At 63.3% G+C, this 23,921-nt stretch carries 22 protein-coding genes and 1 tRNA gene; 9 read left to right on the top strand and 14 right to left on the bottom strand.

Translation table 11 applies throughout. The annotated features are described in order from the left end of the window. Positions 1–23 precede the first annotated feature (23 nt). From LB536_RS08335 to LB536_RS08325, 3 genes are read left to right on the top strand one after another with little or no spacing between them, the layout of a single operon-like run. Positions 24–488 (top strand): MarR family winged helix-turn-helix transcriptional regulator, encoded by a 465-nt coding sequence (locus LB536_RS08335; RefSeq protein WP_140757411.1) that lies wholly within the window; start codon positions 24–26, stop codon positions 486–488. After that, positions 481–1,773, top strand: coding sequence for an HlyD family secretion protein (locus LB536_RS08330; RefSeq protein WP_224590955.1), 1,293 nt, complete (start codon positions 481–483; stop codon positions 1,771–1,773). Before LB536_RS08335 ends, LB536_RS08330 begins: the two co-directional genes overlap by 8 nt. Then, positions 1,770–3,317, top strand: coding sequence for a DHA2 family efflux MFS transporter permease subunit (locus LB536_RS08325; protein ID WP_224590953.1), 1,548 nt, complete (start codon positions 1,770–1,772; stop codon positions 3,315–3,317). Before LB536_RS08330 ends, LB536_RS08325 begins: the two co-directional genes overlap by 4 nt. Positions 3,318–3,331: 14 nt before the next feature. Here LB536_RS08325 and LB536_RS08320 read toward each other — a convergent pair whose 3' ends face one another. From LB536_RS08320 to rpmH, 5 genes are all read right to left on the bottom strand, one after another. Beyond that, on the bottom strand, positions 3,332–5,305 hold the full coding sequence (locus LB536_RS08320; protein ID WP_224590951.1) for a protein-L-isoaspartate(D-aspartate) O-methyltransferase: 1,974 nt from the start codon (positions 5,303–5,305) through the stop codon (positions 3,332–3,334). A gap of 53 nt (positions 5,306–5,358) precedes the next feature. Beyond that, positions 5,359–5,577, bottom strand: coding sequence for a hypothetical protein (locus tag LB536_RS08315; RefSeq protein ID WP_140811039.1), 219 nt, complete (start codon positions 5,575–5,577; stop codon positions 5,359–5,361). A 393-nt stretch (positions 5,578–5,970) separates the two neighbouring features. Next, entirely contained in the window at positions 5,971–7,791 is a 1,821-nt protein-coding gene (yidC, locus tag LB536_RS08310; RefSeq protein ID WP_224590949.1) for a membrane protein insertase YidC, read from the bottom strand. A 14-nt stretch (positions 7,792–7,805) separates the two neighbouring features. Continuing rightward, positions 7,806–8,159, bottom strand: a complete 354-nt coding sequence (gene rnpA / locus LB536_RS08305; RefSeq protein ID WP_027040889.1) for a ribonuclease P protein component — start codon at positions 8,157–8,159, stop codon at positions 7,806–7,808. Between the two features lie 14 nt (positions 8,160–8,173). Continuing rightward, positions 8,174–8,308, bottom strand: coding sequence for a 50S ribosomal protein L34 (gene rpmH / locus LB536_RS08300; protein ID WP_008833937.1), 135 nt, complete (start codon positions 8,306–8,308; stop codon positions 8,174–8,176). A 276-nt stretch (positions 8,309–8,584) separates the two neighbouring features. Between rpmH and LB536_RS08295 the strand changes: the two genes are divergently transcribed. Further along, positions 8,585–10,072 (top strand): sensor histidine kinase, encoded by a 1,488-nt coding sequence (locus LB536_RS08295; RefSeq protein WP_224590947.1) that lies wholly within the window; start codon positions 8,585–8,587, stop codon positions 10,070–10,072. Between the two features lie 271 nt (positions 10,073–10,343). Beyond that, positions 10,344–10,420, top strand: a tRNA-Arg gene (locus LB536_RS08290). Here the strand turns inward: LB536_RS08290 and LB536_RS08285 are convergent. After that, positions 10,391–10,588, bottom strand: coding sequence for a hypothetical protein (locus tag LB536_RS08285; protein ID WP_224590945.1), 198 nt, complete (start codon positions 10,586–10,588; stop codon positions 10,391–10,393). The two genes, LB536_RS08290 and LB536_RS08285, sit on opposite strands and share 30 nt — an antisense overlap. A 370-nt stretch (positions 10,589–10,958) precedes the next feature. Here LB536_RS08285 and LB536_RS08280 point away from each other — a divergent pair, with 370 nt between their 5' ends. The 3 genes from LB536_RS08280 (at position 10,959) to LB536_RS08270 (ending at position 13,000) form a co-directional block, all read left to right on the top strand. Beyond that, the gene (locus LB536_RS08280; protein WP_224590942.1) at positions 10,959–11,321 is read left to right on the top strand and encodes a YciI family protein; all 363 of its coding nucleotides are present in this window, start codon (positions 10,959–10,961) and stop codon (positions 11,319–11,321) included. Then, positions 11,318–12,553, top strand: coding sequence for an RNA polymerase sigma factor (locus tag LB536_RS08275; RefSeq protein ID WP_224590941.1), 1,236 nt, complete (start codon positions 11,318–11,320; stop codon positions 12,551–12,553). Before LB536_RS08280 ends, LB536_RS08275 begins: the two co-directional genes overlap by 4 nt. Positions 12,554–12,634: 81 nt before the next feature. Beyond that, complete coding sequence (locus LB536_RS08270; RefSeq protein WP_224590939.1) at positions 12,635–13,000, top strand: VOC family protein; 366 nt, start codon at positions 12,635–12,637, stop codon at positions 12,998–13,000. Positions 13,001–13,305: 305 nt separating this feature from the next. On the opposite strand, the gene LB536_RS08265 is transcribed toward LB536_RS08270, so the two are convergent. From LB536_RS08265 to LB536_RS08245, 5 genes are all read right to left on the bottom strand, one after another. After that, positions 13,306–14,964 carry an FAD-binding dehydrogenase gene (locus LB536_RS08265; RefSeq protein WP_224590937.1) on the bottom strand — a complete coding sequence of 553 codons (1,659 nt, stop codon included), beginning with the start codon at positions 14,962–14,964 and terminating at the stop codon, positions 13,306–13,308. 39 nt (positions 14,965–15,003) lie between these two features. Further along, positions 15,004–15,990, bottom strand: a complete 987-nt coding sequence (locus LB536_RS08260; protein ID WP_224590934.1) for a Gfo/Idh/MocA family protein — start codon at positions 15,988–15,990, stop codon at positions 15,004–15,006. 85 nt (positions 15,991–16,075) lie between these two features. Beyond that, positions 16,076–16,651: a YceI family protein gene (locus LB536_RS08255; protein ID WP_224590933.1), complete on the bottom strand. Its 576-nt coding sequence runs from the start codon at positions 16,649–16,651 to the stop codon at positions 16,076–16,078. 69 nt (positions 16,652–16,720) lie between these two features. Then, complete coding sequence (locus tag LB536_RS08250; RefSeq protein ID WP_224590931.1) at positions 16,721–17,290, bottom strand: cytochrome b; 570 nt, start codon at positions 17,288–17,290, stop codon at positions 16,721–16,723. Between the two features lie 52 nt (positions 17,291–17,342). Further along, a complete protein-coding gene (locus tag LB536_RS08245; protein WP_224590930.1) occupies positions 17,343–18,233 on the bottom strand; it encodes a LysR family transcriptional regulator in 891 nt (296 codons plus the stop codon). 95 nt (positions 18,234–18,328) lie between these two features. Here LB536_RS08245 and LB536_RS08240 point away from each other — a divergent pair, with 95 nt between their 5' ends. Then, positions 18,329–19,324 carry an aldo/keto reductase gene (locus LB536_RS08240; protein WP_224590928.1) on the top strand — a complete coding sequence of 332 codons (996 nt, stop codon included), beginning with the start codon at positions 18,329–18,331 and terminating at the stop codon, positions 19,322–19,324. A gap of 232 nt (positions 19,325–19,556) precedes the next feature. Here LB536_RS08240 and LB536_RS08235 read toward each other — a convergent pair whose 3' ends face one another. From LB536_RS08235 to pheS, 3 genes are all read right to left on the bottom strand, one after another. Further along, positions 19,557–20,159 carry a nucleotidyltransferase family protein gene (locus tag LB536_RS08235; protein ID WP_224590926.1) on the bottom strand — a complete coding sequence of 201 codons (603 nt, stop codon included), beginning with the start codon at positions 20,157–20,159 and terminating at the stop codon, positions 19,557–19,559. 123 nt (positions 20,160–20,282) lie between these two features. After that, positions 20,283–22,691 (bottom strand): phenylalanine--tRNA ligase subunit beta, encoded by a 2,409-nt coding sequence (gene pheT, locus LB536_RS08230; RefSeq protein ID WP_224590925.1) that lies wholly within the window; start codon positions 22,689–22,691, stop codon positions 20,283–20,285. A 43-nt stretch (positions 22,692–22,734) separates the two neighbouring features. After that, a complete protein-coding gene (gene pheS, locus LB536_RS08225) occupies positions 22,735–23,832 on the bottom strand; it encodes a phenylalanine--tRNA ligase subunit alpha (RefSeq protein ID WP_224590923.1) in 1,098 nt (365 codons plus the stop codon). Between the last annotated feature and the right edge of the window lie 89 nt (positions 23,833–23,921).

Below are 23,921 nucleotides of genomic sequence, written 5' to 3'. Positions count from 1 at the left end.
CAGTCGACCCCCGATCTCCTCCCATGCCCTCTTCGCCCAATATCAGCTTCGTGCTGCACGACGTCGCGCGCCTGCTTCGCAAGCGGTTCGAGCAGCGGTCGCGCGCATCGGGGCTGACCCGCGCCCAGTGGCAGGTGCTGGCGTACCTTTCGCTGCATGAAGGCATCCACCAGAACAAGCTCGCCGACCTCATCGAGATCGTGCCGATCACGCTCGCCCGGCTGCTCGACAAGATGGAAGCTCGCGGCTTCATCGTGCGCCGGCCCGATCCCGCCGATCGCAGGGCCTGGCTGCTTTACCTGACACCGCAGGCCCATCCGCTGCTCGGGATCATGCGCGGCAACGGTCAGAAAACACGAGACGAGGCCTTCGCCGGCCTTTCGCCTGAGACACAGCAGCATCTGCTGCAAACCCTAAGCTTGATCAAATCCAATCTGCTCGCGGCTTGCACCCAGCCAGCCGTCGACCGGGAGAAAGTACATGGCTGAATCAACATCCCCCAAGAAGCCTGCCGGAGACGAGACACCGGCAGGTCGGACCGACCAGATTATCCAGCTCGACAACGAGCGGGAGCAGAGGCGGACCAACGTCGTCATCGACAATGGCGAGCTGGAAGCGCCGGTCGCCCTGGAGCCGGCGGCGCTCGAGGCTCCGGCCAAGGAGCCGCAGCCACGGCAGGCCGCCGCCGCCGTTGCCCCTCCTGTTCCGGCCAAACCGAAGCGCGGTCTGACACGGCCCGCCCTTTTTGCGCTGCTTCCCGTCGCGCTGGTCGTCGGCGGCTATTATTATGTCACCGGCGGCCAGCTGATGACGACCGACAATGCCTACATCCAGGCCCAGTCGCTTGGCGTCTCCACTGACGTCTCCGGCACGGTGCAGGAGATCGACGTGCATGAGAACCAGGCGGTGAAGAAGGGCGACGTGCTGTTTCGCCTGCGGCCGGCCTCTTTCGAGACCGCTCTCGCCGCCGCCAAGGCCCAGCTCGGCACGGTACGCAACCAGGTGCTGACCCTGGAAGCGAGCTACCAGCAGTCGCTGGTGCAGATCGAGCAGGCGCAGGCCGACATCCCTTATTACGAGGCCGCCTTCCAGCGGCAGCAGGATCTGCTCAAGACCTCCACCGCCTCGAAGGCGTCTTTCGACAGCGCCCAGCACGACCTCGTCGCCGCCCGCCAGAAAGTGTCCGTCGCCAAGTCGCAGGCGCAGGCCACGCTCGCCCAGCTCGGCGGCGACGCCAACCAGCCGGTGGAGAAGAACCCCTTCTATCTGCAGGCCCAGTCGGGCGTCGACGATGCACAGCGCAACCTCGCCGATTCCGTGGTTAAGGCGCCGTTCGACGGCATCGTGACCAATGTCGACGCGCTGCAGGTCGGCAAGTACCTGCCGGCTTCGCAGCCGGCGTTCAGCCTGGTCTCGTCGACCGATCTGTGGATCGCGGCGGAACCGAAGGAAACCGAGCTGACCTATGTGCGGCCGGGACAGACGGCGACGATCAGCGTCGACACCTATCCGGGCGCCGTCTGGCACGGCACTGTCGCCTCGATCAGCCCGGCCTCGTCGTCGAGCTTCTCGCTGCTGCCGGCGCAGAACACCACCGGCAACTGGGTCAAGGTCGTGCAGCGCATCCCGATGCGCGTGACGATCGATGATATGAAGGGCAAGCCTCCGCTGCGCGGCGGCATGAGCGCGGTGGTCGACGTCGACACGGGCCATGCACGCGGCCTGCCGGACTTCCTCACCAATCTCATCGGCCTGTTCGGACAAAAGTCATGACCAGCGCGTCCGCGACAGGTGCCACGCCGGTGGTCGCCAATCGCGGCGCCATCACCGCCTGCGTTATCCTGGCCGTCATCATGCAGGCGCTGGACACGACCATCGCCAATGTTGCTCTGCCCTACATCCAGGGCAGCGTCTCGGCCAGCGCCGACCAGATCAACTGGGTGCTGACCTCCTACATCGTGGCGGCGGCCGTCATGACGCCGCCTTCGGGTTACCTTGCCAACCGCTTCGGCCGCAAGCGCATCCTCCTGACCTCGATCACCGGCTTCGTCGTCGCCTCGGTGCTGTGCGGTTTCGCGCAGTCGCTGCCTCAGATCGTCGGCTTCCGCCTGCTGCAGGGCCTGTTCGGCGCGGCGCTGGTGCCACTGTCGCAGAGCATCCTGCTCGATATCTACAGTGTGGAAGAGCGCGGCTCCGCCATGGCGCTGTTCGGCATTTCGGTGATGGTCGGGCCGGTTCTGGGACCGGTCATCGGCGGCTGGCTGACCGAAAATGTCAGCTGGCGCTGGGTGTTCTACATCAACGTGCCGATCGGCGCGCTGGCCTTCGCCGGCGTGTCGCTGTACGTCCTGGAAACCAAGCTGGACTTCAAGGCAAGGCTGGATTGGCTGGGTTTCGGCATGCTCAGCATCACGATCGCGGCCCTGCAGATGTTTCTCGATCGCGGCGAGCAGCTCAACTGGTTCTCGTCATCCGAGATCATCATCGAGGCGGTCATCTGCGCATCGGCCTTCTACATCTTCCTTGTCCACACCTTCACCGCCCGCGACACCTTCGTCAATCCGAGGCTTTTCCTCGATCGGAATTTCGCCGTCGGCATGATCTTCATCTTCATTATCGGCATCACCTACTTGGCCTCGCTGGCGCTGATGACGCCCTATCTGCAGACGTTGATGGGCTACCCGGTGGTGACGGCCGGCATCGTCATGGGGCCGCGCGGGCTTGGCACGATGGCCTGCATGTTCCTGGTCGGCAGGCTGATCGGCAAGGTCGACACGCGCTGGCTGCTGCTCATCGGCCTGCTGATCACCGCCTGGGCGATGTACGACATGACCGGCTGGACGCCCGACGTTTCGCAATGGACCATCATCTGCACCGGCTTCATCCAGGGCGCGGGGCTCGGCTTCCTGTTCGTGCCGCTGACCACCATCACCTTCGCCACGCTGGCGCCGGAGCGGCGCGCGGAAGGCACCGGCCTCTACAATCTGTCGCGCAACATCGGCTCCAGCGTCGGCATATCGGTGGTCACCGCGCTTCTGACGCAGAATGTGCAGATCAACCACGCCAACATCGCCACCTATGTGACGCCCTTCAACCAGGCGTTCGGCGATCCGGCGATCTTCCAGGCGATGAACCCCTACACCGCCGCCGGCCGCGCCGCGCTCGACGGTGTGGTGACGCTGCAAGCGACTGTTATCAGCTACATGAACGACTTCAAGCTGATGATGATCCTGTCGCTGGCCGCGATCCCGCTGGTGCTCCTGCTGCGCAAGCCGGGAACGCCGGCAAAGATCGACCATAGCGCCGTCATGGAGTGACGTCTTGGCGGCATTCAGATGCCGAAGGGAAACGTATCCGGTACCTTGCCGGTGCTGTCGGCCGACTTGCCGAGCGGCGTGACCGCGGACGTTCGATCGAACCAGACGAAGGCGTCGAACTGGCGGGAGACGGACGAGTCCATGTAATGGCTGAGCCGTTCGGTCTCCGGCCGGTAGATGACGCCGATATAGCGTTCCGGCCTCGGCGCCGCCAGATCGTCGCCGAGCTGGCCATGGCGCCCAAAATCCAGCAGGAACGACGGTTTGCCGCTATCGTGACACAGCCGCTCGAAGCTGTGCGGCAGCGAAGGATTCACGTCCTTCACCTCCATCTCACCGTCCCAATCCGAGGCGCAGGCGACAGTACCGGTATCTGTTCCGAAGCCGATCAGCGCCGTCCGCGCACCGAAGCGTTCCCGGCAGAGCTGACCGATGTTCATCTCGTCGCGGACAGTACCCATGTCGGTATGCCGCGCGTCGCCGATATGTGAATTGTGCGCCCACACCACGGCCTTCGAATCCCGGCCATGCGTTTCGAGAAGCTGATCGAGCGTCTCGAACATGTGCCGATCGCGCAGATTCCAGGTCTCGGCGCCGCCATAATACATCACGCGATAGTACCGCTCGGCCGATGCGACCAGCCGTGCACTCTGTTTTGCGTCGAGGAGATCGCCGTTGCCCTCGGCCATGGATCGCCCGAACAGATCCATGCACTGTCGCACCACCGCCTCTTCGCAGGTTCTGTAGCCCGGCCGCAGCGCCGCGCGTCCATAGGTGGTGGGCTCGTTCTGCCAAGGCATCAGACAGCCATAGCGCTCGCGCGCGACGGCGGCCGCTTCGGGGTCTACCCTGTCCAGATAGGCAAGCACCGTGGCGATCGAGCCGCTCATATTGTAGAGATCGAGTCCGTAGAAGCCTGCTTTCCGCGCATGATCGGGCACGTCCCGGTTGTACTCTTGCAGCCAGCCGATGAATTCGGACACTTCGGTGTTGCGCCACATCCATGCCGGGAAGCGCTGGAAGAGCGGCGGCGCATCCGACCGCCGTTCCTCCGCGCGAACATACCGGTTGATCTGCGCGGCGTCCGGCCAGTCCGCCTCGACGGCCACGATGGTGAACCCGTGTCGCTGGAGGAGGCGTCGCGTGACAGCCGCGCGGGCACGATAGAACTCCGAAGTGCCATGGCTGGCCTCCCCGAGCAGGACGACACGCCGGTCGCCGAACCGGTCGAACATTGCGCCGAAGGCCGGATCGTCGATCGGCGGCAAATCTTCGGCCGCCCGCGCGATTTGCTGCGGCAATGAAGGAGGGGGTGCCTCGCGCGCCGGCGGCGCGTTTTCGTCGTGCCAGCCATGCTCGCCGATCAACGGCACGAACATGACACCGCCGAGATCCTCCTCCTCGAACTTGTTTGCCGCAATCCGCGTGAGGCGAACGAGCCGCTGCGAGTAAACGTCTTCACCGACCGGAATGATCAGCCTGCCGCCGATCTCCAACTGCTCCTGCAAGCCGAGGGGAATGGACGTGGCGGCGGCCGCGACGACGATAGCGTCGAAAGGTGCCTTTTCCTGCCAGCCTTTCGTGCCGTCGCCGACCCTGACCTCGATGTTTCGATAGCCGGCGGCATTGAGCCGCCGTTCCGCCTGTTGCGCGAGCGATCGATGCCGCTCGACGGTGAAGACGTGTTCGGCAAGTTCGGCCAGTACGGCTGCCGCGTAGCCCGAGCCGGTGCCGATTTCCAGCACGCGATCGGTCGCCTCGATCTCGGCCATCTCAGCCATTTTCGCCACGATGAAGGGTTGCGAGATCGTCTGTCCGCTGCCGATCGGCAGCGGACTGTCCTCATAGGCGAATTCCTCGAAACCCTCGTCGACGAATTGTTCCCGCGCGACCCGGCGCAGCGCATTCAGGACCCGCTTGTCATGCACACCGCGGCGCGCGATGTGCGCCTCCACCATCCGATGTCTGGCGTGCTCGAAATCCAGCATGACAGCCTCCAATCAGGCGTTTGATCGGGTCTACGTGACGTCGTGCCAGGCTCCTATTCGTTGGTGCGCCCGGTCTGCCGGGGATTGACGCCGCCTTGCGGCGTGGTGTCGTTATCGACATCTCCCTCAAAAGTGTTCTCGCCGTCCAGTTCCTCGTCCTCGTCGAGAAGATTGCCACCCTTGATCGTGCCCCTGGAGGCGCCAATTCCGGGATTCTGCTTCAAATCCTTGTCGGTGGGCTTGCGTGTCTTTGGATGAATGTTGCTGCTCATCGGAATGCCTCGCTGCAAGTAGCATGTGATGAGGTCGGTCCGCTGCACTGCCTTGAATTTGGATGGGCGGGTCGACCTGATCCTCCCACGCGGGAGCTTTTAGGAAGCCTCATGCGCGAACTCTTGAACGCGCAATAAGTTCCATGCGGGACAATCCGGCAGCAGCGAGGTTCGGCTGATTCGCCGGCAATAAGGGGAGGCCAGGAAAATGCCGGCGCGGTCCCTGGTCCCTATCGCGTGCCGGACCACGGCATCGCACGCTGCATCACTGAAACCAAAAGGCTGGGCCCTGTGGAACACAGGACCCAGCCGTCAAAATCCGCCCCTTGCCCAAACCGCCCAACTTCATGGTTCAGTCTACCGGGGCGGGCTCTTTTGCCAAAGAGGCGCCGGCTATTCCGCCGGCGAGGGTTTCTTGCGGAACAGTGCGACCAGATTGTCCCACAGCTCGATCTTGGCGCCCTGGCGCTTCATGATCACGCCCTGCTGCAGGATCGACAGCGTGTTGTTCCAGGCCCAGTAGATGACGAGACCCGCCGGGAACCCGGCCATCATGAAGGTGAAGATGACAGGCATCCAGGTGAAGATCGCGGCCTGCGTCGGATCCGGCGGCGTCGGGTTCATGCGCATCTGCAGGAACATGGTGACGCCCATGATCAGAGGCCACACACCGATCATCAGCATGTGCGGCAGCGTGATCGGAACCAGCCCGAACAGATTGAAGATCGATGTCGGATCGGGCGCGGCCAGATCCTGGATCCAGCCGAAGAACGGCGCGTGGCGCATCTCGATGGTGATGTAGAGCACCTTGTAGAGCGAGAAGAAGACCGGAATCTGCAGCGCCACCGGCCAGCAGCCGGCGAGCGGATTGATCTTCTCGGTCTTGTACAGCTCCATCATCGCCTGCTGCTGCTTCATCTTATCGTCCGCGTATTTCTCGCGGATCTCGAGCATCTTGGGCTGCACCTTCTTCATGTTCGCCATCGACGCGTAGGACTTGTTGGCGAGCGGGAAGAACAGCGCCTTGACGATGACGGTGGTGGCGAGGATCGCCAGGCCGAAATTGCCGAGGAATTTGTAGAGCGTGTCGATCAGCCAGAACATCGGCTTGGTGATGAAGTGGAACCAGCCCCAATCGATCAGCAGGTCGAACCGCTTGATGTGGCGGTCTTCGGCATAGGCGTTGATCTTGGCGACTTCCTTGGCACCGGCGAAGATTTCGGTCTCGACGGTCGCCGACTGGCCGGCCCCAACATTGATCGGATCGGTCAGGAAATCGGACTGGTACCGGTGGCGGCCATCCTCGAAATAGGCAAAGCGCGGCTGGAACGGCTGCTTCTCGGTCGGCACCAGCGTGACGGCCCAGTATTTATCGGTGATGCCGAGCCAGCCGTCGGTCGACTTGCCGGGCTGATACTGCTTGTCCTTCTCGACCGACGCGTATTTGTGCTCCTGCAGGCCTTCCGTGCCGGTGAAGCCGATCAGGCCTTCATGCAGCACATAGGTGCTGGCGACGGCCGGCTTGTCGTAGCGCGTGACGCGGCCATAGTTGAACAGCGAAACCGCGCTCGAGCCGGAATTCTGCACCGTGTCCGACACCGTGAACATGTAGTTGGCGTCGACGGAGAAGGTGCGCTTGAAGGTCAGGCCCTTGTCGTTGGTGTAGGTGAGCGTCACCGGCGTCGACGGGGTCAGCGTCGGATTGCCGTCCACGCTCCACACCGTTTCGGCACCCGGCACCGCGCCGGTCTTGTCGTTGCCGACAAAGCCGATCTCGGCGAAATAGCCGGTGGGCAGCGCCTGCGGGTTGAGCAGTTCGATCTCGGGCGAATTCTTGTCGACGGTCTCGGTGTAGTGCTTGAGCTTGAGGTCATCGAGCCGAGCGCCGGTCAAATTGATCGAGCCTTCGAGGCTCGGCGTGTCGATCTTGACGCGCTTGGATGCCGCCAGAGCCTGATCACGGCTGGCGGCGGTGACGACGTCACCGCCGGGGGCGTTGGGAATGGCGCCCGGGGCGGTTGTGCCTGGCGCCGGCGTCGATGCGCCTGGATTGGCCGCATCGGCCGCCTTCTTCTGTTCCTCGATGCGCTGCTGCTCGATCTTGGCGGCCTCGCGCTGTGCCTCGCTGTGCGGCAGCACGTAGAAGTACTGCCATACCGCCAGGATCAGCACCGACAGCGCGATGGTGATGAAGAAGTTCCGGTTGTTTTCCATCGAGAGCCCTTGGCCTATCGTGTTCCGCGAAGTCGGCGGGAGAGTTCGGCCTTCAACTGGCCGAAAGGCGCGCGCAGCGCATCATCGCGCCCGACGATGACATAATCATTGCCGGGCACCATGTCATCTGCCGCATGGACGCGGACGGCCTCTTTCAGTCGCCGCCTGACACGGTTGCGCACAACGGCGTTGCCGACCTTCTTGGTGACGGTGTAGCCGACGCGCGGCACCCCGCCGTCGCCGCGGTCGAGGACCTCGACGAGGAAAAACCGTCCGCGTCGCTTTTCACCACGACGGACGGCCAGGAATTCCGCGCGTTTCAGAAGCCGCTTGGGATTTTGGCCCACTGGCTTTCCGGTTGCGGGCAACGATCCCGTCTCGCTTAGGCGCTGAGCCGCTTGCGGCCGCGGTTGCGGCGAGCTGCGACGACGCCACGGCCACCCTTGGTGGCCATGCGGGCACGGAAGCCGTGCCGGCGTTTGCGGACGAGTTTGGACGGTTGGTAGGTACGCTTCATTTGTTTTAATACCGCGGGGTGCGGCCCTTCTTGATTCTGTCACTCTGTAACAGGAGCTTTGCCGGGCCGGTTTTGGCGCGATCGAAACCGCGCCGGGACGAATGGCCCGAGCGTGAGCGGGCTTATAGAAAGAAGGGTTTTGGAAGTCAATCCGGCGTCGGCGCGCCAAAGACGCACCTTTTTGGAGCATCTATTTTTCCGACCAAGGGAGAAATTGGCAAAAAAGCCGTAATCGCCTAATCTTGGCTGATCAAGTGATTGTGAAGATCGAGTCGCATGAGCGAAGCCAGCCAAGCAGGGGAAGGGACCGGAACGGCGTCAGCCGCTGTCCGCACTGTACCCCTGTCGCGCGGTTTGTCGACGAAGCTGCTGCTGCTCACCATCGTTTTCGTGCTGCTGGCCGAAGTGCTGATCTTCCTGCCCTGGATCGCCAGCTATAGGCTGAGCTGGCTCAAGGAGAGGCTGAGCACGGCCGCCGCCGTGTCGATCGTGCTGGTGCAGGGCGATTCGACCACGCTGTCGCGAACGGCCCAGAATGACGTGCTGATGGCCATCGGCGCCAAGGCGATCGCGGTGCGCGACGGCGGCGTCTCGCGGCTTCTGGTGGTGGCCGACATGCCGCCGCAGGTCGACGAACACATCGATCTCGCCAGCGTCGGCATGGTCAAGGGCATGACCGGCGCGCTGGATACGCTGTTTTTCGGCGGCGACAGGATGCTGCGCGTTTTCGGACCGGTCGGCGACAGCGACAAGGAGTTCGAGCTGATCATGCCGGACTACTCCCTGCGCAAGGCCATGCTCATCTATTCGCGCAACGTCGCCTTCGTCTCGCTCCTGATCTCGCTGTTCACGGCCATGCTGGTCTATGCCGCGATCGACCTGATCATGATCGGCCCGATCCGCACCATGACGCGCTCGATGCTGTCCTTCTCCGAGGCTCCCGACGACCCCGGGCGGATCATTCACCCCGCCGACCGCGCCGACGAGATCGGCGTGGCCGAGCGCGAACTGTCGCAGATGCAGGAGCGGCTGCAAAAGATGCTGGCCGAGCAGAAGCATCTTGCCGACCTCGGGCTCGCCGTGTCGAAGATCAACCACGACATGCGCAACATCCTGGCCTCGGCCCAGCTGATGTCGGATCGCCTGCGCCAGGTCAAGGATCCGACCGTGCAGGCCTTCGCGCCAAAACTGTTGCGCGCGCTCGACCGCGCCGTCTCTTATTCGGAGGGCGTGCTTCATTATGGCCGCACGCAGGAGCCACCGCCTTCGCGCCGCAGGGTGAGGCTGCGCCAACTGGTCGAGGACGTGCACGGCCTGCTCGACATCGAGCAGGACATCGAGTTCATAAACGCCGTCGATATGGCTTTCGAGGTGGACGCCGATTCCGACCAGCTCTTCCGCGTGCTCACCAATCTTTGCCGCAACTCGGTGCAGGCGATGGCGGCCGATACCGAAAGCGCCGTGGTGCGGCGGCTGGCGGTCTCGGCCGAGCGCATGGGCAGTGTCAGCCGCATCGCCGTCACCGACACCGGCCCCGGTCTGCCGCCGAAGGCGCGCGAAAACCTGTTCGCGGCCTTCCGCGGCTCTGCGCGCAGCGGCGGCACCGGCCTTGGCCTGGCCATCGCGCACGAACTGATCCGGGCGCATGGCGGCACGGTGGAATTGATCGAGTCGATTGGCGGGCGCACGACATTCGCCGTCATCATCCCCGACCAGCCGGTGCGGCTCGACCAGGCCCGTGGCAGCCTGCGCCGCCCGGCCTGACGGCTTCCGCGCCCGTTTCCAGAGGTTACTTGCCTTCCAGACACATCGCGCGTCGCTGGCCGTTCCCGATCATCCGCCGTCTGGATTTAGGCGGGCCTTACAGCGGCTCGAAGGACCTGGATCGACGCCGGCATCGCCGCATGACAGGCCTGCGACAAAACTTTTGCCGGATCGGCTTGCTTTTCGCAAATTCAGTCGTTAGGGAACTGCACACATTCGCGGCCGGTCTTTCGGATCGGATCGCGGGGCCGTCGAAAACATGGCCTGATGCGCGCCCGTAGCTCAGCTGGATAGAGCACCAGACTACGAATCTGGGGGTCAGGAGTTCGAATCTCTTCGGGCGCGCCATTTCAGTACAGAACTGTTGACACAAGGTTCTTGAATGGCCCGCGCGTTCGCAGCAGCGATTACCTGTTCCAGACTGGCTTTGTCATCGACGATGCGGACGGCTTCGGCGTCGCGTTGATCCAATCGACAATGCTCCGCAGCCGAGCCTTTCGGAATAGAATCGGACATTCGATGATGTCCTTCCACATCAGCGTCCTGAATCCCTCAATAAGCTCTATGCCGATCGCTGTGGGCGGGCGTTCCGCTGCATGGATGTCATTGGCGTAAAGATCACGAGCTTTTCTACCGGATTGGCATGCCAGCGCCTTGCTCCAGGAGCAAACAAATCCGCAGGAACGATGTTGCTTACTGCTCATGAGCGCTGCTTTCTTCGAATGCCTGCAAGCTGGATAGCCGATATGGGACATTCAGGCGAAGTCGCGCGTACGCTGAAGAGCGTATTCGCAAGCTCGGACTCGCTTACGTGATATATGATTGGACAATTGCTTCGCACGAGCTTGATCGAATTTCGAACGACTACTCGGGATAGGGAAGAAAAATGCGTTATATGCTTATGTTGCACGCGGACGAAACCGCCGGAAAAGCGGTGCCAGCGGAGGACATGTCCCGCTACATGGGGCAGATGTACGCCTACCAGCAGGCGCTTTTAAAAGCAGGCGTATTCATTTCGACTGACGCACTGGTCAGTTCTTCCGAGGCAAGTATCGTTCGGATTCAAGGAGACGACGTTAGTGTGGTGGACGGCCCTTATGCTGATGTTCGCGAGCAATTCGGCGGCTACTTCATTATCGATGTCATCGATCGAGACGAGGCCAACAAGTGGGCGGCGCGATGCCCTGCGGCGACATGGGGCGCGGTCGAGGTTCGTCGCATCAGGGAAGTATCGGAATACTTAAAATGACGGCTGCAAGCCCTTCTGACGCCCGAACAGTGGTAGAGGCCGTGGCGCGGGAGAGCTATGGTCGGCTGATCGCATATCTTGGAGGCCGCTCCGGGGATCTCGCGGCAGCCGAAGATGCGTTGGCTGTCGCCTTCCTGACCGCACTCGAAAAGTGGCCAAGCAGCGGTGTGCCCGACAACCCCGATGCCTGGCTTCTCACCATTGCGCGCAGACGCAAGCTCGATGAACGACGCAAAGAAGAGGTAAGAGCCAATAACGCCAGCCATCTGGATTTGATCGCCGCGGAAATTGTCGCGGCGTCAGAGCTTGAAGACGAAATCACAGACCGCAGACTTGCCTTGATGTTTGCATGCGCTAACCCCCGGATCGAACCCGCTGCACAAACGCCGCTAATCCTTCAGACAGTGCTCGGACTCACCGCGACCGACATCGCCGCGCGATTTCTCGTCTCGCCCAAAGCGATGGGCCAGCGACTGGTCCGAGCTAAGGCCAGGATCAAGAACGAGAAAATACCGTTCATTGTCCCAGAGAAGGAGGAACTGCAAACGCGCCTGCCGGCGGTACTCGCGGCCATTTATGCTGGCTATACGAACGGGTGGATGGACATCGACGGCGCCCAGACATTGGCACATGAGGCTATCTGGTTGGCACGGGTGGTCGTATCTTTACTACCGGAGGAACCGGAGCCGAAGGGGTTGCTTGCGCTCATGCTTTATTCGGAAGCCCGGCGTACCGCTCGCCAGGACGCCGATGGTGCATTCGTGCCCCTCGACAACCAGGACACCAAGCTCTGGGATCGCAAGCACTTGAATGCCGCTGAAGCGTTGCTGCACCAAGCTAACGCGATTGGACGAACGGGCCGCTATCAAATTGAGGCCGCCATTCAATCGGCCCACGTTGCACGACGACTGGATGGGGTTTCGAATTGGCAAGCGATCCTTTCTCTTTATGACGTTCTGAACAAGATCGCCCCCTCTCCAGTCGTGACGCTCAATCGCTCCGCCGCCCTTGCAAGGAATGGCCGGACACACGAAGCCCTACACGACATCTTCCGACTCGCTGAAAATCCGAAGATGGCAGGCTACCTGCCTTATTGGGCGGCGCGCGCTCGGATTTGCACCGATTTTGGAAGACGCGCTGATGCGATCGAGGCTTTCACCGTGGCGATCGGACTGTGCTGGGCCAAGGGTGAAAGGCGCCACCTTGAAGAGCAGCGTTTAAAGATTTTTTAGCTGAGCGCGGCTTTTCTCGCAGAGCCTGTCGAAATCGATGCCTCCGGGACGACATCCAGTTGTCAACCACGGAGAAAGGCCATGACAACCAACGGGATGCCCGTCATAGGCATTTATGCTTCCGCCACCGTTCTAGACTTCGACGCGGCGCTCGTCTGGTATGAGGCGCTTATGGGTCGCCCTGCTGATGATCAGCCCATTCCGGGTATGGCGCAATGGCGCAACATGGGTACGGCTGGCCTGCAGCTTTGGCTGGATGAGCCGCGCGCTGGGAAGGGGCTGATCACAATCGTTGTGCCCGACCTCGCCACTGAGAAGTCAAGACTTTCCGCCCTCGGTATGCAACTTATCAACGAGGCCAAAGGCCACTTCGGGACAGTCGGCCAGATATTCGACGCTGAGGGCAATCGCATTAACCTCTCTGAACCGCCGAAGCAGCCTAAGTGAAGGCAAGGGTGCGCGGATGTCGACCGCCGCTCAACCGCCCTTAGTCCTTGAACCGACGACCAACCTTCGGCGGTTCCGCCTGTGCGCATCGCAGCCGTTGCTGGATTGACGACGGTCGGCGACGATCGCGCTTTCCTTGATTGTGGCGATTGCCCTCGGACTCGAACGAAGACACCAGCGGCGTGGAGGTCTCCGACCTCCATGCTCCGAAGGCGAAGGCCACAGGTTCGAATCCTGTCGGTTGCGCCGTCGATAGCACCGGCTTTGCCATGCTCGGCCGGCCGTCGACTCACGCCGCTGCCGTCTCACCCCACCGACCGCGCAGCCGCCCGGCCGGCGCCGCGGCCCGAGAAAATGCAACCACCCAGGAACGTGCCTTCGAGCGCCGCGTAGCCATGCACGCCGCCGCCGCCGAAACCGGCGGCTTCGCCGACGGCATAGAGGCCCGGCACCGGCTGGCCGTCGGTATCAAGCACGCGGCCGTCGAGATCGGTCTGCAGGCCGCCCAGCGTCTTGCGGGTCAGGATGTTGAGGCGCACCGCGATCAGCGGTCCGTTCGCCGGGTCGAGCATCTTGTGCGGCTTTGCCGTGCGGATCAGCCGGTCGCCGAGATAGGCCCGCGCCCCGCGCAGCGCGGTGATCTGCATGTCCTTGGAGAACGGGTTGTCGAGTTGCATGTCACGGGCGCGGATCTCGCGCTCGACCCCTGCAACATCGAGCAGCGGTTCGCCGCCGGCCAGCGCGTTCATGCGGGCGACCAGCTTCGGCAATTCGGTCTCGACGATGAAATCCTCGCCCTTTTCCATGAACGCCTTGACCGGGCCGGGGATGCCCGACGTGGCGCGGCCGAGCACCTGGCGCCAGCTCTTTCCCGTCAGATCGGGGTTCTGCTCCGAGCCCGACAGCGCGAACTCCTTCTGGATGATCTTCTTCGTCAGGATGAACCAGGAATAGTCGAAGCCGGTGCTCATGATGTGGCTGAGTGTGCCCAGCGTGTCGAAGCCGGGATAGAGCGGCACCGGCAGGCGTTTTCCCCGGGCATCGAGCCACAGCGAGGACGGGCCGGGCAGGATGCGGATCGCGTGATCGGTCCAGATCGGCGCCCAGTTCTTGATGCCTTCGACATAGTGCCACATCCGGTCGCGGTTGATGATCGAGCCGCCGGCCTGTTCCGTGATCGCCAGCATGCGGCCGTCGACATGGTCCGGCACGCCGGTGATCATGCGCTTGGGTGCCGAGCCCAGCCGCCTGGGCCAGTTTTCCCGCACCAGCTGATGGTTGCCGCCAATGCCGCCGGAGGCGACGATCACCGCCTGCGCTTGCAATGCGAAATCGCCCGATATTTCGCGCGAGCTCTTGTGGCCACGCTTGACAGTGCTCGGCTGCAGGATATCGCCCTGTACGCCGGTCACGGCTGCACCCGTCCGCGTCAGCGCATTGACCCGGTGACGGAACCTGAAGTCGATCAATCCGCGCTTTTGCGCCTCCCGCACGCGCAGAACAAAAGGTTCGAGGACGCCCGGGCCAGTACCCCAGGTGATGTGGAAGCGCGGCACCGAATTGCCGTGGCCGATGGCATTGCCGCCGCCGCGTTCGGCCCAGCCGACGACAGGAAAGAATTTCAGGCCGCGCTCGATCAGCCAGGAGCGCTTCTCGCCGGCGGCGAAGCCGACATAGGCCTCCGCCCATTTGCGCGGCCAGTGGTCTTCCGGCCGGTCGAAGGCGGCGGTGCCCATCCAGTCCTCGAGCGCCAGATCATGGCAGTCGCGGATGCGCATGCGCCGCTGCTCCGGTGAATCGACGAGAAAAAGCCCGCCGAACGACCAGAATGCCTGGCCGCCCAGCGATTGCTCCGGCTCCTGGTCGACGATAATGATTTTCTTGCCGGCTTCGGCAAGCTCGGCGGCGGCAACCAGCCCGGCAAGGCCGGCGCCGACAATGATCACGTCCGCGTCGTCAGCCAATTTTTCCTCCCAGAATTAGCCGGCTATTTAATGCGGGGATCAGACGGTCTCCCAGCCGCCTGTGTCGCTGGCGCGGAAGATAGCGTCGATGACTTTCTGGTTGAGCACGGATTCTTCCAGCGTGAAGACCCGATCCTTGCCGCCAAGTGCCGCCCGCGCGAAGGTCTCGACCTCAAGCTTGTATTGCTGTGTGCCGGGGAAGCGGAACACCTGCGCCTCGGTGTGGTTCTGGTTGTGCAGTTCGACGCGGTGATGGTCATAGAGCCCCGCGTTGAAGGGCGAGAACACCTCGATGAAACCCTTCTCGCCGTGGAACACCATCACCTGGCGCGCCGCCATCTGCGTCGACAGATAGAAGGACAGTTCGAAATCGCCGAAATCGGCGCGAATCGAGGAATAGATGTCGGTGCCGAACGTCTTGTCGCGCTCGATCGTCGCCTGCACGCGCAGCGGCTCCTTGTCGGTCGAAAAGCGCGTCGACACGGTCGGGTAGACGCCGATATCGGGCAGCGCGCCGCCACCCAGGTCGAGCTTGTTGCGCATGTTGTTGGGGTCGACATTGTAGTAGGAGAAAGCGCCCTGCACATGGCGCAGCCGGCCGATGGCGCCGCTGGCGATGAGATCACGCACCTTGATCCATTGCGGATGGTAGATGACCATGAAAGCTTCGCAGACCAGCACCTTCTTCTGGTCGCGCAGCTTTATCAGCGGCGCGATGTCTCTGGCGTCGAGCGCCAGCGGCTTTTCGACCAGCACATGCTTGCCGGCTTCGATGGCCTTGGCCGTCCATTCGACATGCTGCGAGGTCGGCAGCGGGATGTAGACGCCGTCGACCTCGTCGGAAGCGAGCAGGTCCTCATAGGAGCCGAAGGCATGGCGCGCGCCGAAGCGGTCTCCCAATGCCTTGGCCTTCGACAGGTCGCGGCTGGCGATCGCCGACAGCACGCCGTTCTCCGCCTCGACGATCGCCGGCAACAACTGCTCGCGGCCGATCTTGGCCGTCGACAACACACCCCATCGGAACATCACGCTTCTCCATGTCGATTTCAGGCAAGGAGGTTTGCCTGAAATCGCCGGAAAAGCCAATGCGGGTGCTCGGTACCGCTGCCTCTCAGCCCCTTCTCCCTGTCAGCGTCATGTCGAAATCGACGACGTTGGAATAGAGGGGCGTGCCGACATCCATGCCGTAGCGGGAGCGCAGCACCTTGCCGGTGACATGAAATTTGATCGTGCCGCCCTTCAATCCATCGAGCTCGGCGCTGAATTTTTCCGGAAACGTCTTGCCGCGCGCCGTCAGCCGGCCGGCGACGAGCGCCGTCGTGTCGCCGGTGCGGGTCACGCTGGTCGAACGGAACTGGATTTCGGGACTGTTGGCCGCGTCGAACACCGCGTCGGAACGCAGGAAGGCATCGATGCGGCCCTGGCCGGTGCCGACGCTCTCGGGATAGATGGTGAGGTCGACCTTGGAGCGACCGATATCCTTGTTGTCGATACGGATCGTGCCCTTGAAGCGGGCGAAAGCGCCGTCGAAGCCGCCGCCGCCGGCCTTGCCGATGGTGAAGCGGATCGCCGAGCCGGCCTGGCTGATCGTGTAGCTGCCGGCAGCATCGCCGAGCACGACTGCCGCATGGGCAGGCATGGCAAAGAAGGCGGCGGCAGCCGCCAATCCGAGGATTCGCGCATGCATTGGATTATTCCTTGTTTAGAGCACGCTCTCTCGCGTCCTCACACCCCACAAACGGGACCAATGCCCGTTCTATTCCCCGGCTGACGAAGGCGTGATCATGCGCGTGAGCACGCGGTCGCGCAGCAGGAAATGGTGGCGCAGGGCCGCACAGACATGCAGCGCAACGAGCCCGATGCCGGCATAGGCGAGATACCAGTGTGCCGATGCCCAAAAACTTTCGGCGGCGTCGGATTCGGTGAGCGGCAGGTTGGGCATGACGAACAGGTTGAACGGCATGCTGGGGATTTCCAGCGTCGAAACCGACACCAGCGCCCAGCCGGACAGAGGCAGGGCGAGCTGGAATAGATAGAGCGCCAGATGTGCCAGTGGCGCCGTACGCCTTTCCAGGATGCCGACTGAAGGCGGCAAGGGCGGTGTCGCATTGCCGAGCCGCCAGGCGACACGCAAGATGATGAGGCCAAGCAGCAGAAAGCCCAGGGATTTGTGCAACTGGATCAGCTCGAAGGCCGTGCGCTGGCTCTGGGTCCTGACCATGACGAAGCCGAGCATGAACTGGCCGATGAAGATAAGCCCGACCAGCCAGTGGAGAACGATGGTTGCCCAGCCATAGCGGGTCGCAGTGTTGGTGATGGTCTGCATGCGAGGCGAACGACTGCCGGGCTGGGTTTCTTCCGCCTTTGGGGAGGGTGGCCTACCCGCTCACCTTGAAGAAATCGACGAAAGCCCTCAGCGCCGGCCGCATTTGCCTGCGGCTCGGATAGTAGACGAAGAAACCGTCGAACGATGGGCACCAGTCCTTCAGAACGCGGATCAGCCGGCCGTCGGCAAGCGGCGTGCGGACATAATCCTCGAAGACGAAGGCAAGTCCCGCGCCGTCGATCGCGGCCTGCGCTATCAGATGGTCCTCGTCGAGGATCAGCGGTCCCTGCACTGCCAGCTCGATCGCCTCGCCGTCCTTCTCGAACTCCCAGCGGTAGAGGATTCCGCTGGAGAAGCGGAAGCGGATGCAGCGATGATCGGCAAGTTCGCGCGGGTGGCGCGGCCGGGGCATGGTCTCGAAATAGGATGGCGCGCCGACCACGGCGCCACGAATGTCCGGCCCGATGCGCACCGCGATCATGTCGCGCTGCAGGCTCTCGCCGAGCCTGACACCGGCATCGAAGCCGCCTTCGACGACATCGGTGAAGCGATCCTCGATGACGATCTCCAGCACGATGTCGGGATAGGCTGACGCAAAGGCGCTGAGCCGTGGCGTCAGCACCAGATGCGCTGAGGTGCGTGGTACGCTGAGCCGCAGGTTCCCGGCAGGCCGGTCGCGCGCCTCGACGGCCGTCTCCAGCGCCAGGTCGATCTCGGAGAGTGCCGGGCGCAGTCGCTCCAGCAGCTGCGCGCCCTCCTCGGTCGGAGCGACACTGCGCGTGCTGCGCGCCAGAAGGCGCACGCCAAGCCGTGCTTCCAGGCTGGAGACCGCGTGGCTGACCGCCGAGGGCGCGATCGCCAGTTCCCTGGCCGCACCGCGAAAACTGCCGCATTGGGCAACGCTTGCCAGCACAGCAAGCTGTGAGAGATGTGCTCGGTTCATTGATCTATTTCTTGGAACAGCCCGTACGAAGAGGAGCCGATTATCGAACGAGCCGCAAGGGCCTATTTCAATCTCATCACAACAGGAGATGCGTGATGAAAACCCGCAAGCTAGGAACTGAACTCGAAGTCTTCTCGGTCGGCCTTGGTTGCATGGGCATGAGCTTTGCCTATGGCGGCCAGCCGGAGGCCGAGGCGATCGCCACCCTGCACCGCGCCGTCGAGATCGGTGTCACCTTCTTCGACACGGCGGAGGTCTACGGGCCCTATGAAAACGAGATCCTGCTGGGCAAGGCGCTGAAATCCGTTCGCGACAAGGTGACCATCGCGACCAAGTTCGGCTTCAAGATCCTGGAAGAAGGCACGGGCACCAACCGTATGGCCGGTGTCGACAGCCGCCCCGAGCACGTCAAGGCTGTCGCCGAGGCCTCGCTGAAGCGGCTCGGCACCGATGTCATCGACCTCTACTACCAGCACCGGGTCGACCCGAACGTGCCGATCGAGGATACGGTCGGTGCCATGGCCGAGCTGGTGCGTGAGGGCAAGGTGCGGGCGCTTGGCCTGTCGGAAGCAAGTGCGGCCACCATCCGACGGGCACACGCCGTGCACCCGATCGCGGCGGTGCAGAGCGAGTATTCGCTGTGGAGCCGCGATCCGGAAGACGAGGTCTTCGCCGTCTGCCGCGAACTCGGCATCGGCTTCGTGCCCTACAGCCCGCTCGGCCGCGGCCTGCTCACCGGCACGATCGCCAAGCCGGAGACCCTGAGCGGCGACGACTGGCGCCGTGGCCTGCCGCGCTTCCAGGCCGATGCCATGGCCGCCAATGCCAAGGTGATCGCCACGCTGGAAAATATGGCGGCCGAGAAGGGCGTGACCTCGGCGCAGCTGGCGCTGGCCTGGGTGCTGCACCAGGGCGACTTCATCGTGCCGATCCCGGGTGCCCGAAAAATCCGCCACCTGGAGCAGAACACGGCGGCGGCCGGGATTGAGCTGAGCGCGGCCGAGGTGGCATCGATCGGCGATGCGCTGTCGCCCGACAAGGTGATGGGCAAGCGCTACACCGAGGAACTGCTGGCACTGGTGAATGGGTAGATAGATGGGCGCGAGGCGCCCCCTTTGCTGACGTAGGCGCGAGGCGCCCCCCTCTGGCCTGCCGGCCATCTCCCCCTCAAGGGGGGAGATCAGCGATTTCATCGTTCCGCCCATCTTCCACCGATGAAGATTGGCGAAAGCCGAAATGGCCTCCAATCTCCCCCCTTGAGGGGGAGATGGCCGGCAGGCCAGAGGGGGGCGCCTCGCGTCAACATCTCCTATTTCGGTCGGCTCACCACGGCACAACCGTAATCTCCGGCCAATACTCCTGCGCCCGCTTGCCCTTCGCCTCATGCGTTCGCTGATTGTCCATCACCCGGCTGGGCGTGATGCGAAACGAAAAAAGATCATCCAGCCCAAACGGCGCCACCAGCTCCAGCTGCCCATCGGCATCGAACCGCACCCCGACCGCATGCGTCTTGGAGGCGAAATAGCTGACGGACTCACTGGCACTCGTATAGCGCGGACAGGGCTGGCCGAACTTCTGCGGATACCACAGATGCACCCGGGCCTGATTGCGTACCTCGACCGGCAGCGGCAGTCCCTCGAAATGGGCCGCCGCCCTGCGGATCACGGTGTCCTCCGCCTCATAGGACAGGTCGGACTCATCGAAATAGAAAAGGTCGACATCCCTGATGCCGTAACCAGACGGCTTGCCGGTCAGATGGTTCCAGACGCTGTTGTAGAGCGCGCCGGAAACCACCAGCCAGTCTGGCAGCACAAGCATGCGCACCCGCGCCAGCGTTTCGGCCAGCAGCGGATCGGCCGCGACGATGTCTAGAAACGCCTGGCGTTGTTTCTCGAATGGGAGTCCGGAATAGCGCAGATGGTCCATCGCCCTTTGGACGGCGATTCGCCATTGCTGCGCAATCCACCAAAGCAATTCCAGGAAAAGTGTCGAGCGGTTTTCCGTCCGGAATTGCGTAAGAACAAATGCTTGGAGCGGCGTTGAGCCGCTCTAAGCGCGCAGCACGCCGCCCGTCTGCTTGCCGACATTGTCGACGATGCGCTTGGCCAGCGCCTCGAAATCCTCGTCGGTCAGCGTCTTCTCGATCGGCTGGATCGACACTTCGACGGCGATCGACTTCTTGCCTTCGCCCAGCGACACGCCTTCGAACACGTCGAAGACCGAGACCGCCGTGATCAGCTTCTTGTCGGCGGCAAGTGCGGCGCGAACCAGCGTGCCGGCCTCCACCGTTTTGTCGACGACGAAGGCGAAGTCGCGCTTCACCGCCTGGAAGGCGGAGAGCTCCAGCCTGGGCTTGGTTTTCGTCGGCTTGGCCTTCGGCTCGGGCACGGCGTCGACGAACACCTCGAAACCGCACAACGGGCCGGAGACATCGAGCCCTTCCAGCGTCTTCGGATGGAACTCGCCGAACGTGCCGAGCACGGTTTTTGGACCGAGCTTGATCGTGCCGGAACGACCGGGGTGATACCAGGCCGGTCCGCCGGCCTCGATCTGCAGCCGGTCGACCGGCGCGCCGCAGGCTTCGAGGGCGGCGATGGCGTCGGCCTTGGCGTCGAACACGCCGACCGGACCGGAATTGCCGGCCCAGTTGCGGCCGGAGCCGTCGAGCTTGGCCGTGCCGCGGCGCACGCCGGCGGCGACGCGCCGCTGCTGGTCGGCGCCATCGCCCTCATAAGTGCCCGACACCTCGAACAAGGCAACGTCGCCAATGCCTTTGTCGGCATTGCGCTGCGCGGCCGAAATCAGTCCCGGCAGCAGCGAGGACCGCATGTCGGACATGTCGGCGGCGATCGGGTTGGCGAGTTTCAGCGCCGTCTGGCCGCCGCCGAACAGTTCGGCGTGTTTGGCTGGAATGAACGACCAGGTGACAGCCTCCATCATGCCGCGCACGGCAAGCGAACGCTTGGCGGCACGGGTGCGGATCTGCAGCGTCGTCAGGATCTTGCCGTTGACCACGTCATGCGCGCCGAGCGGCTGCGGGGCGATGTTGTCGACGCCATGGATGCGCATGACCTCCTCGACAAGATCGGCCTTGCCGTCGACGTCGGGGCGCCAGGAGGGCACGGTCACGTCGACGACGTAGCCCGATCCCTGCGCGTGGAAGCCGAGACGCGACAGGATGTCGAGGCTCTCCGCCTTTGGCACCTCGATGCCGGTCAGCCGCTTCACTTCCGACAATGGGAGGGAAACGATCTTCGGCTGATGTCCGGCATAGCCGGCCACCTCGGTCTCGGTCGGGTTGCCACCGCAGAAGTCGATCACCAGCTTGGTCGCCAGCTCGATACCCGGCACCATGAATTCGGGATCGACACCGCGCTCGAAGCGGTAGCGCGCATCGGTGATGATGCCGAGCGTGCGGCCGGTGCGGGCCGTGGTGATCGGGTCCCAAAGAGCGGATTCGATCAGCACGTCCGTCGTGTTCTCGTCGCAGCCGGAATGCTCGCCGCCCATGATGCCGGCAATGGATTCGACGCCATCGTCGTCGGCAATGACACACATCTCCGGCGTCAGCGTGTATTCGCGCCCGTCGAGCGCCTGCACCTTTTCGCCGTCCTTGGCGCGGCGCACCACGAGGTTGCCGGTGACCTTGGCGGCATCGAAGACATGCAATGGCCGCCCGCGATCGAAGGTGACGTAATTGGTGATGTCGACCAGCGCGCTGATCGGCCTGAGCCCAATGGCGATCAGCCGCTGCTGCAGCCATTTCGGCGAGGGGCCGTTCCTGACGCCCTTGATCAGCCTGAGTGCGAAGCCGGGGCAAAGTTCCGGTGCCACTATCGTCACCTTGACCGGACACATGCCGCTGCCGACATGCGGCATGATCGCGCCGCCGACGAGGCGGCCGAGGCCGCTCGCCGCCAAATCCCGGGCGATGCCATGGATGCTGGTGGCATCGGGCCGGTTCGGCGTCAAATTGATCTCGATGACCGGATCGTCGAGATGCGCATAGGACGCAAAGCTGGTGCCGACCGGCGCATCCTCGGGCAGGTCGATGATGCCGTTATGCTCATCGGACAGTTCCAGCTCGCGCTCGGAACACATCATGCCATGGCTTTCGACGCCACGGATCTTGCCGACCGTCAGTGTCACGTCGATGCCGGGCACATAGGTGCCGGGCGCGGCGAAGGCGCCGATCAGGCCCGCGCGCGCGTTGGGGGCGCCACAGACGACCTGCACTGGTGGCTTGCCGTCACCGGTATCGACGGTCAGCACCCGCAGCCGGTCGGCATCGGGATGCTGCACCGCCGTCAACACCCTGGCGATGACGAAGGGTTTCAGGCCCGCCTTGTCGTCGACATGCTCGACCTCGAGCCCGATCGAGGTCAGCCGCTCGACGATCTCGGCCAGCGTGGCGTCGGTCTCGAGGTGGTCCTTGAGCCAGGAGAGGGTGAATTTCATTGGACTGTTCCGTAATAGCTGGCAGCAGGAGTCATCAGGACCATCACGCGCTCAGTCCCCCGAACAGCGTCGGCATGTCGAGCGGCCTGAAGCCGTAATGCGACAGCCAGCGCACATCCGCGTCGAAGAAGGCGCGCAGGTCCGGCATGCCGTATTTCAGCATGGCGATGCGGTCGATGCCCATGCCCCAGGCAAAGCCCTGATATTCGTCGGGGTCGAGCCCGCCAGCGCGCAGCACATTGGGGTGCACCATGCCGCAGCCGAGGATCTCCATCCAGTCGGCGCCTTCGCCGAAGCGCACTTCGCCCGGCCGCGAGCGGTCGCACTGGATGTCGACCTCGAGGCTCGGCTCGGTGAACGGGAAGAAGGACGGCCGGAAGCGCATCTTGACCTGCGGGACCTCGAAGAAGGCCTTGCAGAATTCTTCCAGCACCCATTTCATGTTGGCGACGTTGGCCGACTTGTCGATCACCAGACCCTCGACCTGATGGAACATGGGCGAGTGGGTGGCGTCGGAATCCTGGCGGTAGGTCTTGCCCGGGATGACGATGCGGATCGGCGGCTTCTGCTTCTCCATGGTGCGGATCTGCACCGGCGAAGTGTGCGTGCGCAACAGCTTGCGCTCACCCTTCTCATCCGGCTGGAAGAAGAAGGTGTCGTGCATCTCGCGCGCCGGGTGGCCGTCGGGAAAATTCAGCGCCGTGAAATTGTAATAGTCGGTCTCGATGTCAGGACCTTCGGCAATGGCGAAACCGAGATCGCCGAAGATCGCGGCGATCTCGTCGATGACCTGGCTGATCGGATGGATGCGGCCGCGCTCGGCCGGCGACTGCCGCACCGGCAGCGTCACGTCGACCTTCTCGGCGGCAAGCCGTGCGGCGATCGCCACGTCCTTCAGTTCCGCCTTGCGCGCGGTCAGCGCATCGGTGACGCGGTTCTTGAGGCCGTTGATGGCAGGGCCCTTCACCTGCCGTTCCTCGGCGCTCATCGCGCCAAGCGTCTTCAGCATTTCGGAGACCGAGCCCTTCTTGCCAAGCGCGGAGACGCGCACGGCCTCGATCGACGCCTCGTCGGCGGCCGAGGCGATGTCGGCAAGCAGAGAGGCTTCCAGGGCTTCAAGATTTCCAGCAGTGGCGTTCACGGGGGAAGCTTTCTTGATCGGGCGACCGACACCATTTCGGTTCGTTCGTCACCATTTTGGTTACATCAGGGTCAAAAAAGAACCCGCGC

Origin of the sequence: Mesorhizobium sp. ES1-3, from assembly GCF_020164795.1 — a bacterium.
GTDB lineage: Bacteria > Pseudomonadota > Alphaproteobacteria > Rhizobiales > Rhizobiaceae > Mesorhizobium.
The sequence above is the reverse complement of the archived record's forward strand: the minus strand, read 5'-3'. Positions and strand labels throughout refer to the sequence as shown.

Coding starts and splice junctions, on each gene's coding strand:
- pheT (WP_224590925.1), bottom strand. CDS start 22,691: ATGAAATTCACCCTCTCCTGGCTCAAGGACCACCTCGAGACCGACGCC.
- LB536_RS08330 (WP_224590955.1), top strand. CDS start 481: ATGGCTGAATCAACATCCCCCAAGAAGCCTGCCGGAGACGAGACACCG.
- LB536_RS08255 (WP_224590933.1), bottom strand. CDS start 16,651: ATGCATGCGCGAATCCTCGGATTGGCGGCTGCCGCCGCCTTCTTTGCC.
- LB536_RS08235 (WP_224590926.1), bottom strand. CDS start 20,159: ATGGACCATCTGCGCTATTCCGGACTCCCATTCGAGAAACAACGCCAG.
- yidC (WP_224590949.1), bottom strand. CDS start 7,791: ATGGAAAACAACCGGAACTTCTTCATCACCATCGCGCTGTCGGTGCTG.
- LB536_RS08245 (WP_224590930.1), bottom strand. CDS start 18,233: ATGAACCGAGCACATCTCTCACAGCTTGCTGTGCTGGCAAGCGTTGCC.
- LB536_RS08295 (WP_224590947.1), top strand. CDS start 8,585: ATGAGCGAAGCCAGCCAAGCAGGGGAAGGGACCGGAACGGCGTCAGCC.
- LB536_RS08335 (WP_140757411.1), top strand. CDS start 24: ATGCCCTCTTCGCCCAATATCAGCTTCGTGCTGCACGACGTCGCGCGC.
- LB536_RS08280 (WP_224590942.1), top strand. CDS start 10,959: ATGCGTTATATGCTTATGTTGCACGCGGACGAAACCGCCGGAAAAGCG.
- LB536_RS08325 (WP_224590953.1), top strand. CDS start 1,770: ATGACCAGCGCGTCCGCGACAGGTGCCACGCCGGTGGTCGCCAATCGC.
- LB536_RS08315 (WP_140811039.1), bottom strand. CDS start 5,577: ATGAGCAGCAACATTCATCCAAAGACACGCAAGCCCACCGACAAGGAT.
- rpmH (WP_008833937.1), bottom strand. CDS start 8,308: ATGAAGCGTACCTACCAACCGTCCAAACTCGTCCGCAAACGCCGGCAC.
- LB536_RS08240 (WP_224590928.1), top strand. CDS start 18,329: ATGAAAACCCGCAAGCTAGGAACTGAACTCGAAGTCTTCTCGGTCGGC.
- LB536_RS08320 (WP_224590951.1), bottom strand. CDS start 5,305: ATGCTGGATTTCGAGCACGCCAGACATCGGATGGTGGAGGCGCACATC.
- LB536_RS08260 (WP_224590934.1), bottom strand. CDS start 15,990: ATGTTCCGATGGGGTGTGTTGTCGACGGCCAAGATCGGCCGCGAGCAG.
- LB536_RS08285 (WP_224590945.1), bottom strand. CDS start 10,588: ATGTCCGATTCTATTCCGAAAGGCTCGGCTGCGGAGCATTGTCGATTG.
- LB536_RS08270 (WP_224590939.1), top strand. CDS start 12,635: ATGACAACCAACGGGATGCCCGTCATAGGCATTTATGCTTCCGCCACC.
- LB536_RS08250 (WP_224590931.1), bottom strand. CDS start 17,290: ATGCAGACCATCACCAACACTGCGACCCGCTATGGCTGGGCAACCATC.
- LB536_RS08275 (WP_224590941.1), top strand. CDS start 11,318: ATGACGGCTGCAAGCCCTTCTGACGCCCGAACAGTGGTAGAGGCCGTG.